This window comes from Leclercia sp. UBA2479 (assembly GCF_002341985.1).
Classification (GTDB): Bacteria; Pseudomonadota; Gammaproteobacteria; order Enterobacterales; family Enterobacteriaceae; genus Enterobacter; species Enterobacter pneumoniae.
Window position 1 is genome coordinate 268,639 of sequence record NZ_DDPB01000013.1, and the last position, 16,385, is coordinate 285,023.

Below are 16,385 nucleotides of genomic sequence, written 5' to 3' on the forward strand. Positions count from 1 at the left end.
ATATTGAACGTCCAATCAAAAACCGCTTTAATGTATTACCAACGCTGATGAATGGAGTGGCAAAAATGCCCAAAGTGGGGATGCAGCCAATCCGGCGCAGGCAACTGATCGACGCCACGCTGGAAGCAATAAATGAGGTGGGCATGCACGACGCGACCATCGCGCAGATCGCCCGTCGGGCGGGCGTGTCCACGGGGATCATCAGTCACTATTTCAAAGACAAAAACGGTCTGCTGGAAGCGACCATGCGCGACATTACCGGCCAGCTGCGCGATGCGGTATTAAGCCGTTTACATGCATTGCCCAACGGCAGCGCGGAGCAGCGATTACAGGCGATTGTCGGCGGCAACTTTGATGAAACCCAGGTAAGCAGCGCGGCGATGAAAGCCTGGCTGGCCTTCTGGGCGAGCAGTATGCACCAGCCGATGCTTTATCGATTGCAGCAGGTGAGCAGCCGCCGCCTGCTGTCGAATCTGGTGTACGAGTTTCGTCGTGAACTGCCGCGTGACCAGGCGCAGGAGGCAGGATACGGACTGGCGGCCCTGATCGACGGGCTGTGGCTACGCGCCGCACTGAGCGGCAAACCGCTGGACAAAACCCTGGCCCAGTCGCTCACCAGCCACTTTATTAGCCAGCATTTACCGACCGATTAACCGAGGAGAAATTATGTCCCGAATGGCAGAACAGCATCTTTATATCAATGGTGGTTATACATCGGCCACCAGCGGTCGCACCTTCGAGACCATCAACCCGGCCAACGGCGAAGTTCTGGCGACCGTACAGGCCGCCGGGCGCGAGGATGTCGACCGCGCGGTTGAAAGCGCACAGCGCGGGCAAAAAATCTGGGCAGCGATGACCGCCATGGAGCGTTCGCGCATTCTGCGCCGCGCCGTGGAGATCCTGCGCGAACGTAACGACGAACTGGCGAAGCTGGAAACCCTCGATACCGGTAAAGCGTTTTCTGAAACCAGCACCGTCGACATCGTCACCGGCGCGGACGTGCTGGAGTACTATGCGGGCCTGATCCCGGCACTGGAAGGGAGCCAGATCCCGCTGCGCGATACCTCATTCGTCTACACCCGTCGCGAGCCGCTGGGCGTGGTGGCGGGGATCGGTGCGTGGAACTACCCGATTCAGATCGCCCTGTGGAAATCTGCCCCGGCGCTGGCGGCGGGCAACGCAATGATCTTCAAACCGAGTGAGGTTACTCCGCTCACCGCCCTGAAACTTGCCGAAATTTACACCGAGGCGGGTCTGCCGGACGGCGTGTTTAACGTCCTGCCGGGCGTGGGCGCGGAAACCGGCCAGTTCCTGACCGAACATCCGGGCATCGAGAAAGTCTCCTTTACCGGCGGCGTCGCCAGCGGCAAAAAGGTGATGGCGAACTCGGCTGCCTCGTCCCTGAAAGAGGTGACGATGGAGTTGGGCGGCAAATCACCGCTGATTATTTTCGATGACGCGGATCTCGATCTTGCGGCAGACATCGCCATGATGGCCAACTTCTTCAGTTCCGGCCAGGTGTGCACTAACGGCACCCGCGTGTTTGTGCCTGCGAAATATAAAGCCGCATTTGAGCAGAAAATTGTCGAGCGCGTGGGTCGCATCCGTGCGGGCGATCTGTTCGATGAAAACACCAACTTCGGCCCGCTGGTCAGCTTCCCGCACCGCGACAACGTGCTGCGCTACATCGCCAAAGGCAAAGAGGAAGGCGCGCGCGTGCTGTGCGGCGGCGACGTGCTGAAAGGTGAAGGCTTTGACAACGGTGCGTGGGTGGCCCCGACCGTGTTCACCGACTGCACCGACGAGATGACTATCGTGCGCGAGGAGATCTTCGGGCCAGTGATGTCCATCCTCACCTATGAAACCGACGAGGAAGCGATTCGTCGCGCCAACGACACCGACTACGGGCTGGCGGCGGGCATCGTCACCGCCGATTTGAACCGCGCCCACGGCGCCATTCATCAGCTCGAAGCGGGCATCTGCTGGATCAACACCTGGGGTGAATCCGCCGCAGAGATGCCGGTCGGCGGCTATAAACACTCCGGCATTGGCCGCGAGAACGGAGTGATGACGCTCCAGAGCTATACCCAGGTGAAGTCCATCCAGGTTGAGATGGCTAAATTCCAGTCCATATTTTAACCGGGAGGTTTATTTGCAATTTGACTACATCATTATCGGAGCCGGCTCTGCCGGCAACGTGCTGGCAACACGACTGACTGAAGATCCGAACACCACCGTGCTGCTGCTTGAAGCAGGCGGTCCGGATTACCGCTTTGACTTCCGTACCCAGATGCCCGCCGCGCTGGCGTTTCCGCTGCAGGGCAAGCGCTACAACTGGGCGTATGAAACCGAACCAGAGCCGTATATGAACAACCGTCGCATGGAGTGCGGACGCGGTAAAGGGCTGGGCGGCTCATCGCTGATCAACGGCATGTGCTACGTGCGCGGTAACGCCATGGATCTGGATAACTGGGCGAAGGAAACCGGGCTGGAGCACTGGAGCTATCTCAACTGCCTGCCCTACTACCGCAAGGCGGAGACCCGCGACGTGGGTCCGAATGACTACCACGGCGGCGATGGTCCGGTGAGCGTTACCACCTCTAAACCGGGCGTGAACCCGCTGTTCGAGGCGATGGTAGAAGCGGGCGTGCAGGCGGGTTATCCGCGCACCGACGATCTCAATGGCTACCAGCAGGAAGGCTTCGGGCCGATGGATCGCACGGTCACGCCGCAGGGTCGACGCGCCAGCACCGCGCGCGGCTATCTGGACCAGGCGAAACCGCGCCCGAACCTGACCATCCGCACTCACGCCATGACCGATCACATTATCTTTGACGGCAAACGCGCGGTGGGCGTCGAGTGGCTGGAGGGTGAAAGCACTATCCCGTCGAAAGCAACGGCGAACAAAGAGGTGCTGCTGTGCGCGGGGGCGATTGCCTCTCCGCAGATCCTCCAGCGTTCCGGCGTGGGCAGCGCTGAACTGCTGAAGCAGTTCGACATTCCACTGGTGCATGATTTACCCGGCGTGGGTGAAAACCTGCAGGATCACCTGGAGATGTATCTCCAGTACGAATGCAAAGAGCCGGTCTCCCTCTACCCTGCCCTGCAGTGGTGGAACCAGCCGAAGATTGGCGCGGAGTGGCTGTTTGGCGGCACCGGCGTGGGCGCAAGCAACCACTTCGAAGCGGGCGGGTTTATCCGCAGCCGCGAGGAGTTCGAATGGCCGAACATTCAGTACCACTTCCTGCCGGTAGCGATTAACTACAACGGCTCGAACGCGGTGAAAGAGCACGGCTTCCAGTGTCACGTCGGCTCCATGCGCTCGCCGAGCCGCGGGCACGTGCGGATCAAATCCCGCGACCCGCATCAGCATCCGGCGATCCTGTTTAACTACATGTCCCATGAACAGGACTGGCAGGAGTTCCGCGACGCGATCCGCATCACCCGCGAGATCATGCACCAGCCCGCGCTGGACAAATACCGTGGCCGGGAAATCAGCCCGGGCGTGGAGTGCCAGACCGACGAGCAGCTGGACGAGTTCGTGCGTAACCACGCTGAAACCGCCTTCCACCCGTGCGGCACCTGCAAGATGGGCTACGACGAGATGGCGGTGGTAGACGGCGAAGGCCGTGTTCACGGGCTGGAAGGGTTACGCGTGGTGGATGCGTCGATCATGCCGCAGATCATCACCGGCAACCTGAACGCCACCACCATTATGATTGGCGAGAAAATTGCTGACGCGATCCGCGGGAGCGAGCCGCTGGCGAAAAGCACGGCAGCCTATTATGTGGCGAACGGCGCACCGGTTCGCAGTTAAGTCGCCCTTCACCTCTCCTCCTCTCCTCACTGGAGAGGAGGATTATTCGCGAAACGCTTCCAGTTTTTTAATCTGCCGCCCTTCCCCGTCAAAATTCTTCGCCGCCAGCCAGGCACACAGCGCCGCCTCTTTTTCTGGCCACTCACCATCGATAATCGAAAGCATATCACTGTCGCGCGTTCGGCCCTTGCGCACAATTTTTTGTCGCAACCGCCCTTCCCAGGTGAACCCCAGCCGTTCGGCGGCCCGGCGCGAGGCCACGTTCATTGAGTCGCACTTCCACTCCAGCCGGCGATAGCCGTGCGCGAAAGCATTTTTCAACAGCAGCCAGATGGCTTCGGTACCCATCGGGCTGTGACGCATTTTGCGCGACCAGGTCACGTGACCAATTTCTACCGTTCCCATCTGGCGGTCGATCGCCATGTAACACACTACCCCCACGGCCTGGTCCGTGCGAGTATCAATCACCGCATAGGGCACCAGGGCATCATCCATGACTTTGCCCAGCAGCCAGTGTCGGGTGACCTCCAGGTTTTCCGGCAGGTTACTGGCCATCCACGTCCAGTCGCTGCCATCACCCAGCGCAAAAGCCTCAAACAGATCGACGGCGTGGCGGGCGGCATCCAGCGGCTCCAGTCGGCAGAAGCGTCCTGACAGAAGCGAGCGGGGTAAAACGCGTGCGCCATTCCAGCCGGGAACGACGTCATTAACAGTCTGACCAAATTCATTAATTTCCGGCACGGCGAGCCCCCCTTTGAAATGTAAAGACTTTGTTATATCAGGATAAAAAGCAGGCGAACAGAGGATTTTTACGCCTGGATCCCGACATTCTGGAAAGCGCCTCGCAAATCGAAAAGTTAGCGGGTGCATTTCGCGGTTTTGACTGTTATTTGCCAGGACGGGGCCGTAAAGTGCCTGAGTTGCGGGCGTTCTGCAACCGGGTGTAGGAACCCAGACAGGATGACACGACAGTCACTTTGCCACACCGTTTAAATCGCGGTAGCGCTGGCGGAGCAGCCGGTTGGCTGGCCGTTTTGTCGTGTACGGTATTCCTACCTCCGTCAGTGCTACCCCTCACGAGCACAAAAAATTTCGCTGTCAGGAGCTTTTATAGAGAAGGAACACGACATGACAACAAAATCGACATACGTTTACGCCTCATCCACTAACGCGTTAGTTCAACAACTGATCGATACGCCGCTTGCCACAACGGCAGAACTTCCCGAACTGGCTGATATCAGCGCGGCACTGGTTAGCGTGCTGCAGGAGACCGACGCGCACGACACGCGCAAAGCCCTCTGCGAAAAGCTGTTGCAAACCCTTGGGAAGATGCGGGAGTGCGACACGAGCGAGCCTTCCCCGGAACTGATTGCGCAGTTGATCGAAGGTGAAAGATTCAGCACCAGCGTGCCGGCGTGCTGGCAGGAGATAACCGTTCAGGTGGATTATGCCCTGGCGTTGACGCAGGCCGTTCTGGGCGGAACGTTGCCAGCCAGCGTGGAGAGTTCACTTACGGGGCTACTGCATGACATGGTGTGGATGCTGGCGGAATTTGTGAAGGAGTCGTCCGGCGCGGCACAGTAAGTGCAGAGACAACCTATAAAGCCGAAATTCTGCTTCTCATTGCTGCAGAATTTCGGCACAGGATCACTTCAGCAGCTTCACCGTGGCATCGATGTCGATCTCATCTTCGGTGAAGATCAGCGTTGTGTTCTGGAAAGTGGTAATGGCCAGCTTCTTCACGGCGCGCATTTCGCCTGGCTTCTTATCCGCTTTTGGCCTGATATTGCTCATCAGGATCCCTACTGAAAGCACCGCGTTCTCTTTATCGATCCCGGTCTCAACAGGTTCATCCTCGCTAAAGACTACGAAAGATTTGATCGAGGTAAGCTTCACACGCTCGCCCGCAATAAAGAGGTATTTGCTTTCGGGGATCACCTTCACGGCATATGCCGAGAGGCCTTTGTTATTGGTGGTCGGTTCAAAGGTCACCGCCGCATCTTTCTTGATCAGATCAGGGTTAGCGACCTTAATCACATGAAAATAGCGGTTGTCACCGTTCTCATCTTTGATAAATCCAAAGCCTTTATCTTTAAACCACGTTGTGATTGTTCCGTTCATCGCTTTTACCGCCTGTCTGATCGTTCATAACTCAATTTTTGCAGCGCGCAGTGTAAAGCACAATGGGTTTTGAGGCTATGGGGAGACAAGGTGAGAAAAAATCGGCAATAACGATAAGTGAAGATCAAAGCGGGATGAAACGCGCCCCGGTAACACGCGGTGAGTTGCCGGGGCGTGCCGATACCGGCAACTCACCAGCGAGGGCGAACCGCCTGCGTTGTCTATACTGAAATGATACCTGACAACGGAGTGTGCCATGCCTTTACCTGACTTCCACGCCTCTGAACCCTTCACGCTTGGCATTGAACTGGAGCTCCAGGTGGTCAACCCACCGGGCTATGACCTTAGCCAGGACTCCTCCGCGCTGATTGCCGCGGTTGAAAACGAGATCCAGGCCGGTGAAGTCAAACACGATATCACCGAAAGCATGCTCGAAATTGCCACCGGCGTGTGCCAGAGCATTGACCAGGCCGCCGCACAGTTTTCGGCTATCCAGCAGGCCATTCTGCGCGCAGCCAGCGAGCATCATGTGCAGATTTGCGGCGGTGGTACCCACCCCTTCCAGAAATGGCAACGCCAGGAAGTGTGCGACGACGAGCGTTATAACGTCACCCTGGAGCGCTTTGGCTACCTGATTTTACAGGCGACGGTCTTCGGGCAGCATGTGCACGTGGGGTGCCGCACCGGTGACGACGCTATCTATCTGCTGCACGGTTTATCCCGCTTTGTGCCGCACTTTATTGCGCTGGCGGCCTCCTCGCCCTATATGCAGGGCACCGACACCCAGTTTGCTTCATCACGGCTGAATATCTTTTCAGGCTTCCCGGATAACGGGCTGATGCCCTGGGTACCTAACTGGCAGGCGTTCGAAGGGCTTTTCCGCCGGCTTAGCGCCACCAGCATGATCGACAGCATCAAAGATCTGCACTGGGATATCCGCCCTAGCCCCCATTTCGGCACCGTAGAGGTGCGGGTAATGGACACCCCCCTGACGCTGGGCCATGCCATTAATATCGCGGGTCTGATTCAGGCCACCTCACACTGGCTGCTGACCACCCGGCCTTACAAACATCAGGAACAGGATTTTCTACTGTATCGGTTCAACCGTTTCCAGGCTTGCCGCTACGGTCTGGCGGGCATTTTGACGGATGTTCACAGCGGTGAGCAGAAGACCATCGCAGAGGATATCGCATGGTTGCTGGAGCGCGTCACCCCGTCAGCCGAAAAGCTGGGGGCGACAAGCGCGATTCAGGAGATTGGCCTGATGTTGAAACAGGGTAAAAGCGAGGCGCAGCGCATGCGTGATTTCGTCGCCGACGGCGGGTCGCTGATCACCCTGGTGCAGAAACATGCTGAGCTGTGGGCGACGAGCCCGTAACGCTTACGGACAGGCATGATGGCCTAAAGGCGCGTGATCTCCTCTCGCCCTCTCCCCGTTGAGGAGAGGGCGGGAGGAACCATTTATCTTATGCCGCCTTACGGAACCTGCGGGTCAATCGTTTCTCAATTTCGACAACAAAGAACATTGCGCCAGCCACCGCCAGGGTGACGAACCAGTAACGCAGTGGCAACGCCTCAGTCCCGAACAACATCTGCATAAATGGCAGGTAGATAATCGCCAGCTGCAGCAGAAGCAGTACACCCGTTACCAGCCAGATACCTTTGTTAGCCAGCAGGCCGCGGTTGAGGGAGAAGCCCTCGGTGTTGCGGCAGTTAATCATATAGACCCACTGGGCGCAGACCAGCATCTGCAGAAGCACAGTGCGGGTAAATTCGGCGCTGTGCCCACGCGGCGCCAGCCAGGCTTCCAGCGCAAAGGCGGCGATGGCAATCATGGTGCCAACGAACGCCACGCGCCATACGGCATAGGCATCCATCACATGCTGCGCAGTCTGGCGCGGCGGACGCTTCATGATGTTGCGCTCGGCGGCTTCAAAAGCCAGGCCGAAAGAGAGCGTGGCGGAGGTTGCCATGTTCATCCACAAAATCAGTACCGGCGTCAGCGGAATGACGTTCCCCGCCAGCAGGGCGATGATAATCAATAGCCCCTGCGCGAGGTTGGTCGGCATAATGAAGAGAATGGTCTTCTTCAGATTGTCGTAAACGCGGCGCCCCTCTTTTACCGCGCTGGCGATAGTGGCGAAGTTGTCATCGGTCAAGACCATATCGGCCGCCTCTTTAGTCACTTCGGTGCCTTTAATACCCATCGCAATGCCCACATCCGCCTGACGCAGCGCGGGCGCATCGTTCACCCCGTCACCCGTCATGCCGACAATCTCGCCCTTCTCCTGCAAGGCTTTCACCAGGCGCAGCTTATGCTCCGGGCTGGTACGGGCGAAAATGTCATACTGCACCGCCGCGGTCGCCAACGCCGCATCGTCCATATGCTCCAGCTGATAGCCGGTTATCGCCTGGCTGCTGTTAGCAATTCCCAGCATCTGACCGATGCTCATGGCCGTCTGCGGGTGGTCACCGGTGATCATCTTCACTCGGATCCCCGCCTGCTGACAGGCGTGGATGGCATCGATCGCTTCCGGGCGCGGTGGATCCATCATACCGGCGATCCCCAGCATGATCAGCCCGCTGCTGAGATCCTCATGACGTAATGCTGGCTTGTCGGCGGCGGCCGGCTTAAAGGCGGCAGCAACCATGCGCAGCCCCTGCCGGGCAAAGCGCGCCATCTCGTCTTCCCAGTACGCGCGGTTGAAGGGCTCGGCGCCGTTGCGGGTCTGCTGCTGCTCGCAAAGGGCGAAAATCACGTCCGGCGCGCCGGTAATTAAAATCTGCGCGTCGTTGCCCACCTGGTAGTGCGTGCTCATGTACTTGTACTGGGAGTCGAACGGGATTTTGCTAATAAGCGTGGTCGCCACGGGGCTTAGCTTCGCTTTAGCGGCCAGCACCTTCAGCGCCCCTTCGGTCGGCCCGCCGGTAATGCCCCACAGGCCGCGCTCGTCCTTAATCAACTGGCTGTCATTGCAGAGGTCAATCGTGCGCAGATACTGCTCCAGCACGGTGCCTGGCTGGATTTGTACCGGCTCGTCGCTGCCCTCAAGGCAGATCTTCCCCTCCGGCTCGTAGCTATTACCGTCCACGCTGTAGCAACTTTCGGCGGTGATGATTGCCTTCGCGGTCATCTCGTTCATGGTCAGGGTGCCGGTTTTATCCGAACAGACCACGGTCATTGCCCCCAGCGTTTCCACGGTAGGGAGTTTGCGGATGATCGCCCGCTTACGCGCCATCGCCTGCACGCCCAGCGACAAGATAATCGAAATAATGGCCGGCAAACCTTCCGGCACGGCGGCGACCGCCAGGCTTATCAGGGAGAGAAGCAGTTCACCCAGCGGGATATCGCGCAACAGGATGCTAAAGACAAACAGCGCCGCCATCATCGCCAGGATAATGGCGAAAATCGCTTTGCCCAGCTTATCCATCTGTACCAGCAGCGGTGTGCGGTGCTTCTCTATACCGGCCATCATCTGGTTGATGTGCCCTAGTTCGGTCTCTTGCCCGGTGGCGATGACCACGCCCACGCCACCGCCGGCGCTGACGGTCGTGCCTGAAAAGACGAGATTGGTGCGATCGCCCAGCGGCAGTTCGCCGTGCAGCGCATCGGTATGTTTATCCACCACCGTGGATTCCCCGGTCAGTATCGCCTCTTCCACGCGTAAATTATGCGCTTCAATCAGACGCATATCCGCCGGAATACGATCTCCTGCGCGCAAGACAATAATATCGCCCGGAACGATTTCAGTGGTTGGAATGGTTTCGTGCTCGCCGTGACGAATAACACGCGCATCGCTAGAGAGCATATTTCGAATACTTTGCAGCGATTTCTCAGCGTTGCTTTCCTGAACATGACCAATTAAAGCGTTAATGACCGCCACGCCAAGAATAACCAGCGTATCGACCCAATGCCCCATTACCGCCGTTAATACCGCTGCCGCCAGCAGTACATAAATCAGGACATCGTTAAAATGGGCCAGAAAACGCAGCCAGGCAGGTTTCGCTTTTTTCTCTGGCAACGCATTCGGGCCATATTTATTTAAGCGTTCATCCGCCTCGGCGCGGCTCAGACCGTTAGTGTGGGTTTGCAGCGCGGCCAGAGTCTGCTCTACGGTCTGCTGGTACGCCAGACCAGAAGCCTTGTTGTCAGGGGATGGCGAAGACGGCGGGTTAGGCATTTTCGTCATAGTCAGTTCCTTTAATTTCATGTGAATGGCAGCCGGAATTCCTTTCTGGCTTATTAAAATGGGCGTGAAATAAAATAATAAGTTGTGGCAAAAATTGATTTATCGCAATATATTCTAAAAAGATAACGGCAAAACTCAGCACAACTTATTTCATATAATGATTTTCACAAAATATTTCTAAACCAACCTTAAACAAGGGGGAAGCATGTTTGGTATTTATCGCGGTCGCCGTCTGGCGTTATATATTGTCGCTGCCATTGTTATCGCCACGTTAATTGGATATAGCACCTACACTTTCGTTAAATTATTTTCCGTGGGATGACATTAATTTACACGGATAAGGATTACTTGAATATTCGCCACTAAAATAATGCAATTCCGGCGCACATCGGCGGATTAATATCCGCCCTCGCGGCCAGAGGTTTATATTGCTTTACGTTGCGCTATCCCGGACAATGCTATTTTTAACTGACGATTAACATTACTATGAAACATCCGTTAGAATCGCTGTTAACGGCAGGCGGCATTTTGTTGATGGCCTTTCTCTCCGTGCTGCTGTTGCCCGCGCCCTCGCTGGGCCTGTGGCTGGCGCAAAAGCTAATGACCACCTTCCATATGGTCGATTTGAATCAGCTTTACACTATTCTGTTCTGCCTGTGGTTTCTGCTGTTGGGCGCCATTGAATTTTTCATCCTGCGTTTCATCTGGCGCCGCTGGTTCTCACAGACGTCGTAAACCGGTGAAATCGCGCATCCCCTGGACCAGCGCTTCGCACCACGCCGTGTAATCGTGACCGCTGGACCACGGGTGAAAACTCACCCGATACCCTTTCTCTTTTAGCACCTGCTCAAACTCCAAAGTATTCCGGTAGATACCGCCATCCGGACCGCTACTCTCAAATCTGCCGGCCTGCAGCCAGAAGCGAATCGGGTAGCGCGAGGCATGCTGATACTGACGTGTTAACCAGCTTGCCTCTTCGCCTTCAGGCGCCCACCAGTAAGAGCCGGACAAACTCAGCACATTGCCAAACAGGCGTGGATAGCGTAAAGCCACCCACGAGGCGGCAAGGCCACCGTAGCTGGAGCCTGCCAGCACCGTTTTTTGCCGCTGTAAGGCCACGCCCTGACCCCGTAGCCAGGGCAGTAGCTCGTGGGCCATAGCGTTGGCGAAGCGCGGATTAGGCGGCAACTCCTGACTACGGCGGGTGTGATCGAGGCTATCGATAAAGACCACATTTATCGGCGGCAGAACATGCCGCGCAATTAAGCTATCGAAGATATTGGCGACGTGATAGTCGCGCTGATAGATCTGCCCGTCGAAGAGAATGAGCGTCCAGCGCGCTGGCTGCGCGCTGCGCGGCCGGTAGAGCAACACGTCGCGGCTGTTGCCAAGCTGGGTGCTGGTAAAGATGTGACGGGTAAGCGAGCCATTCACAATGGGCGTGGCGGCGGCCTGCGCGGAACAGTAGCGCGTCGGGCTGAGATCAAGCAGTGAATAACGATTCCAGCGATCCTGCTTACCCTGCACGGCAGTGTGGGGGTTGAGCGGATCGGCCTGTGCGCTGACCAGGATCGCCCGACGTTGATCGCGTGGGGAGCCGGTGATAACCGGCACATCCGGCGCCAGCTTGTACTGCATCAGGGTATCGGAAGGCACCACATAGCTGCGAAACCAGACGTCGCTTTGCCCTAACCGGAACAGGGGGTCATGGTCGCCCGCCGGTGACCCAAGAATAAAGACGTTTTCCCGCGCGCCGCGCCAGAGGAAGGTCACCCGCTTGTGGTCGGCGTCCACCGGCTCCACCATCGGCGTTCCCTGCCGACGCTGCGCCTGCCAGAACGCCTCAGTACTCCCACCAGCAGCAACCGTTTTTGCCAGCGCATTCAGGGTCGGACTTTCAGGCTCAAGCATCTGCACGCGCGGTAATGCGGAGGTTTCTCTTATTCGCCACTGAAAATGCCAGGGTTGACCCGGTTCGCCGTGCAGCACCAGGGAGGTGTTCTGGCGCACCGGCAAAGCGAAGAGTAGCGAGTGTTCGCCGTCCGCCGGGCCATTCTCAATCAGGGTGCGAACCCGGCTATTTTGTCCATCCAGCAGGCGGGCGTCCGTTACTCCTTTTAGCGTGGCCGAGACATAGTTTTCATCCAGTTTCGGCAGCGTAAAACAGACTTCGCCGCTGGCATCAAATTTCCCCTGCACATCCCCCTGAAGGGAAGAGTGTTCACAGGTCGCCGCCATGACTGGCAGTGTACTTATTCCTAACAGCAACCCACTCCACACCCTTTTCATTTACGCCCTTTCCTCGCAAAATTTGCCAGTAACGCTAATGCAAATGGTAATTGTTTGCAATATCATTTAAAACGTTTTTACCGGTGTTTTTATGGCGATAGCAACCAAGGATAGATAATAAAAATGTTTAAAAAGAATAAAGTAATGCGCCTCTGGCTTATGAGCCTGGCGACAGTCAGCATAGTGGCTCAGGCCGCAAACAATGAAGAAACGCTTGTGGTTACGCAGGGCGTGAGTCAGGAGCCCACGGCCCCGGTCACCGGCATTGTGGCCACCAAAACGCTCTCCGCGACGAAAACCAGCGCAGAAATTGTGAAGACGCCGCAGTCGGTCTCGGTGATCACCCGCGACCAGATGGTAATGCAGGACGTCACCTCCGTATCGCAGGCGCTGCGCTACTCCGCTGGGGTCTTTACAGAATACCGCGGATCATCCAACCGTAACGACGAGGTCTTTGTGCGCGGCTTTAGCTATGTGCCAAAGTTCCTCGACGGGCTGAGCTTTGGCGCAACCGCCTCTTCCCAGACGGGGACGATCGATCCATGGTTACTGGAACGGGTGGAGCTGATACGGGGTCCGGCATCCGTTCTGTTCGGTCAGGTAAACCCTGGTGGTTTAATCAGCATGACCAGCAAACGCCCCACCGCAGAGGCTATTCATAATGTGCAGTTTCGCACCGGCAATCATGATCTGGCAGAAGGCGCATTTGATTTCGGCGGCAAGCTTAGCGACGATGGTCGCGTACTGTATCGTGTGAACGGCATTGCTCGCACCCAGCATAACCAGGTGGACGATTATAAAGAGACGCGTATGGCGATAGCCCCGGCGATCACCTGGTATCCAAACGATCAGACGCGCTTTACGCTCCTCACCAGCTACCAGAAAGATCCCGATGCAGGTTACCGCAATTTCCTGCCCGCCTACGGCACGGTAAAGAGCGCTAACGGCCAGTACATTCCCTACGATTTTAACGTGAGCGATCCCAGTTACGACCAGTCCTGGCGCGAGCAGACCCTTATCGGCTACGAGCTGGAGCACCAGTTCGCCGATAATATGACCTTCCGCCAGAACGCGCGTTACGCCACTATCAAGCAGAAGTATCGCTACCTTGTTTATGCCAATAGCGCCGCCAACAGCACGCTGCTGACCCGCCGGGCGCAGCGTGAAGTGCGCACCACCAACGAGTTTGGTCTGGATAATCAGCTGGAGTATCTGGCCAATACTGGCGAAGTCAGCCACATTCTGCTGGGTGGCGTTGACTACAAGGCCAGCAAAGATAAACAGCTGCTGGCGCGCGGCGCCGGCACGCAGTACGACCTCGACTGGACCCGCCCGGTCTACGGCGTGAATGTCGATGAAAGCACGTTCAGCACCGCAACGGATGAACAGCAAAATCTCGACCAGATGGGCCTCTATCTGCAGGATCAAATGAGCTGGAAAAACTGGGAGTGGCTGGTTTCCGGGCGCTACGACTGGAGCGAAGTTCGCACCAAAGACTTCACGGACAGCAGCGTCACCCAGCAAAACGACAGCAAATTCACCTGGCGTACCGGCCTGCTGTACGCCTTTGATTTTGGCCTGTCGCCCTATATTAGCTACAGCACCTCCTTCGAACCGAACCTGCAAACCAACCGCGCGCCGGGCGTCGGGCCTTTTAAACCGACCACCGGCGAGCAGACGGAGATTGGCCTGAAGTATCAGCCAGTGGACACCACCCTGATGACCCTGGCGCTGTACGATTTAACCCAGGAGAACGTCGCAACGTACAACAGCGCCGAAGGCTGGTTTGAGAACGCCGGCAAAGTTCGCTCGAAAGGGGTTGAAGCAGAGATCCACGCCACGCTGATGGAGAACATCAACCTGATTGGCTCCTATACCTGGACGGATGCAGAAAACAAAAGCACCACGGTGGCAGGGACGGAGGGCAAAACGCCGGCGCGTATACCCGCCCATATGGCCTCTGCCTTTGCCAGCTATACCATTCCCGGAGGCGCGCTAAAGAGCCTGACCGCAGGCGTGGGTATGCGCTACATCGGCACCAGCTACGGCGATGCGAAGAATACGTTCAAGGTGCCCTCGGTCGATCTGTATGACGCCATGGTGAGCTACGATCTCGGCGAGCTGAACAGCACGCTGAAAGGCGCTAGCGTGCAGTTCAACGTGAATAACGTGGCGGATACCCGGTATGTGGCTTCGTGTGCAAGCGATACGGCATGCTTCTATGGCATTGGCCGGACGATGACCGCCACCGTGAACTATCGTTGGTAAGAGGAATGTCGCCCTCTCCCCTGGCGGGAGAGGTCAACCTTCAGTGCGCCCGATAGTGGTTCTCTTTGCGATACGCGCCAGGCGGCTGATTGAAGGTGCGGGTAAAGACCCGGGTAAAGGTCTGCTGGGAATCAAAGCCGTAACGCAGGCAGATGTCATAGACCTTTTCATCTGACTCGCGCAGATCGCGCGCCGCCAGCAAGAGTTTGCGCTCGCGGATATAGCGTCCCAGACTCTCTCCTTTGTACTGCATAAAAAGCCGCTGCAAATGCCATTTCGAATATCCCGCGTGACGGGCGATATCATCAATGCGTAACGGCTGATGGAGGTTGTCGTCGATCCACTCGACAATCGTATCAATGACCTGAGCGGAAATAGTCATACTGCTCTCCCCTTCTCTTCCTCGGGTTAACATTATTTCCACCACTCGCGAAAGTGCTGCGTGGCGCTACTAACATCTACCGGCTCGCCGGGTTCTGGCGTTAACAGCCGATAATTTTTATCTTTACTGGCGCGGGTGAGCTGGATCAACGGGTCGTCCCAGGTGTGCTTAGCCAGCACGAAGCGTCCGTTATGCCCCGGCACCACCGCTTTGGCCTTGATATCCACGGCGGCCTGTGCCGTTTCGTCCGGCTGCATGTGAATGTATTTCCAGTCCTGGTCGTACTGACCGTTTTCCATGATGGCCAGATCCACCTCGCCAAACTGCTCGCCAATGGCGCTGAAGTGCGGTCCGTAGCCAGAGTCCCCGCTGTAGTAAACCTTGCGCTGCGGGGTGACGAACATAAAGCTGCCCCACAATGTCTGGTTACGCTTCAGGCCGCGCCCGGAGAAGTGGCGAGCGGGCAGAACGTGAACGGTGAGTGCATCGCTCACCGGCACCGACTGATTCCAGTCGCGTTCGTCAATAATGTCCGGGTTCATGCCCCAATAACGCAGGTGTGAGCCCACGCCCAGCGGCGTAATGACACGTTTCACCTTTGGCATCAGCGCCTTGATGGTGGCGTAATCGAGATGATCGTAATGATCGTGAGAGATGATCAGCAGATCGATCTCCGGCATCGCCTCTGCCCGCCACGGGTAGTCCCCGGTAAAGGCTTTATTCAGAAACGAGAAAGGCGCCGCGTAGTTACTGAACACCGGATCAATCAGGATGCGCTTGCCCGCCAGCTGCAGATACCAGGAAGAGTGACCCAGCCAGACCAGGGTTTCCTGCTCCAGCGGCAGGCTGGCCAGATCGGTGTTGACCATTGGCAGCGGTGCCGCCGGACGCGCATTTTCGGTTTTGGTCATCAAAAAGCCCCACCATGCCACCAGCATATTTTTCTGACCGGTATAGCCCGGCGTTGGCAGGGTGTTGTGGAACTGGCCGTCGCGGTAGTGAGGAGAGGCCTCCACTTCGCTTAGCTGTGCGCCCTGAGGCGGTTGTCCAAAACCCGCATTGAAGACAAAAGGCAAACTCGCCGCTGACGCAAGAATCATGACCAACACCACGCTTACAATGAGAGGTTTCTTCATATCCCGACCCGATTTCGCGCTCCATCCGATGGTATGCGCGGGCAAAACTTGATTATGAGTGAGTAAGCACTCATTATAGGAGTGAATAGAATGTCGTCAAGACGTTTTCAATCTTTGACATTCCACGTTGCAGCCATATGAAACGCATGCTTCAATACGCTTTTTTACAATTGACACGGGAG

The 16,385-nt window shown here is 56.9% G+C and carries 13 protein-coding genes; 7 read left to right on the forward strand and 6 right to left on the reverse strand.

From position 1 onward, the window contains the following. Positions 1–65: 65 nt before the first annotated feature. From betI to betA, 3 genes are read left to right on the forward strand one after another with little or no spacing between them, the layout of a single operon-like run. Positions 66–653: a transcriptional regulator BetI gene (gene betI, locus B3B59_RS19155; RefSeq protein WP_046884375.1), complete on the forward strand. Its 588-nt coding sequence runs from the start codon at positions 66–68 to the stop codon at positions 651–653. Positions 654–666: 13 nt separating this feature from the next. Next, positions 667–2,139 (forward strand): betaine-aldehyde dehydrogenase, encoded by a 1,473-nt coding sequence (gene betB / locus B3B59_RS19160; protein WP_286809751.1) that lies wholly within the window; start codon positions 667–669, stop codon positions 2,137–2,139. Between the two features lie 13 nt (positions 2,140–2,152). Then, on the forward strand, positions 2,153–3,817 hold the full coding sequence (gene betA, locus B3B59_RS19165) for a choline dehydrogenase (protein ID WP_286809752.1): 1,665 nt from the start codon (positions 2,153–2,155) through the stop codon (positions 3,815–3,817). A gap of 42 nt (positions 3,818–3,859) precedes the next feature. On the opposite strand, the gene B3B59_RS19170 is transcribed toward betA, so the two are convergent. Next, positions 3,860–4,558, reverse strand: a complete 699-nt coding sequence (locus B3B59_RS19170) for a GNAT family N-acetyltransferase (protein WP_212476947.1) — start codon at positions 4,556–4,558, stop codon at positions 3,860–3,862. Positions 4,559–4,945: 387 nt separating this feature from the next. Between B3B59_RS19170 and B3B59_RS19175 the strand changes: the two genes are divergently transcribed. Beyond that, entirely contained in the window at positions 4,946–5,401 is a 456-nt protein-coding gene (locus tag B3B59_RS19175; RefSeq protein ID WP_286809753.1) for a hypothetical protein, read from the forward strand. A 63-nt stretch (positions 5,402–5,464) separates the two neighbouring features. Here B3B59_RS19175 and B3B59_RS19180 read toward each other — a convergent pair whose 3' ends face one another. Continuing rightward, the gene (locus B3B59_RS19180) at positions 5,465–5,938 is read right to left on the reverse strand and encodes a cold-shock protein (protein WP_046884380.1); all 474 of its coding nucleotides are present in this window, start codon (positions 5,936–5,938) and stop codon (positions 5,465–5,467) included. A gap of 256 nt (positions 5,939–6,194) precedes the next feature. On the opposite strand from B3B59_RS19180, the gene B3B59_RS19185 reads away from it, so the two are divergent. Continuing rightward, positions 6,195–7,316, forward strand: coding sequence for a YbdK family carboxylate-amine ligase (locus B3B59_RS19185; RefSeq protein WP_286809754.1), 1,122 nt, complete (start codon positions 6,195–6,197; stop codon positions 7,314–7,316). A gap of 88 nt (positions 7,317–7,404) precedes the next feature. Here B3B59_RS19185 and B3B59_RS19190 read toward each other — a convergent pair whose 3' ends face one another. After that, positions 7,405–10,128 (reverse strand): cation-transporting P-type ATPase, encoded by a 2,724-nt coding sequence (locus B3B59_RS19190; protein WP_286809755.1) that lies wholly within the window; start codon positions 10,126–10,128, stop codon positions 7,405–7,407. A 486-nt stretch (positions 10,129–10,614) separates the two neighbouring features. Between B3B59_RS19190 and B3B59_RS19195 the strand changes: the two genes are divergently transcribed. Continuing rightward, positions 10,615–10,863, forward strand: a complete 249-nt coding sequence (locus B3B59_RS19195) for a DUF1158 domain-containing protein (protein WP_286809756.1) — start codon at positions 10,615–10,617, stop codon at positions 10,861–10,863. Here B3B59_RS19195 and B3B59_RS19200 read toward each other — a convergent pair. Continuing rightward, entirely contained in the window at positions 10,849–12,417 is a 1,569-nt protein-coding gene (locus tag B3B59_RS19200; protein WP_286809757.1) for an alpha/beta hydrolase-fold protein, read from the reverse strand. The genes B3B59_RS19195 and B3B59_RS19200 overlap by 15 nt on opposite strands. A 123-nt stretch (positions 12,418–12,540) precedes the next feature. Between B3B59_RS19200 and B3B59_RS19205 the strand changes: the two genes are divergently transcribed. After that, the gene (locus tag B3B59_RS19205) at positions 12,541–14,685 is read left to right on the forward strand and encodes a TonB-dependent siderophore receptor (RefSeq protein WP_286809758.1); all 2,145 of its coding nucleotides are present in this window, start codon (positions 12,541–12,543) and stop codon (positions 14,683–14,685) included. 40 nt (positions 14,686–14,725) lie between these two features. Here B3B59_RS19205 and B3B59_RS19210 read toward each other — a convergent pair whose 3' ends face one another. Together B3B59_RS19210 and B3B59_RS19215 are read right to left on the reverse strand one after the other, a co-directional pair. Continuing rightward, positions 14,726–15,067, reverse strand: coding sequence for a RamA family antibiotic efflux transcriptional regulator (locus tag B3B59_RS19210; protein ID WP_040076707.1), 342 nt, complete (start codon positions 15,065–15,067; stop codon positions 14,726–14,728). Positions 15,068–15,099: 32 nt separating this feature from the next. Next, the gene (locus B3B59_RS19215) at positions 15,100–16,203 is read right to left on the reverse strand and encodes an MBL fold metallo-hydrolase (protein WP_286809759.1); all 1,104 of its coding nucleotides are present in this window, start codon (positions 16,201–16,203) and stop codon (positions 15,100–15,102) included. Positions 16,204–16,385 lie beyond the last annotated feature (182 nt).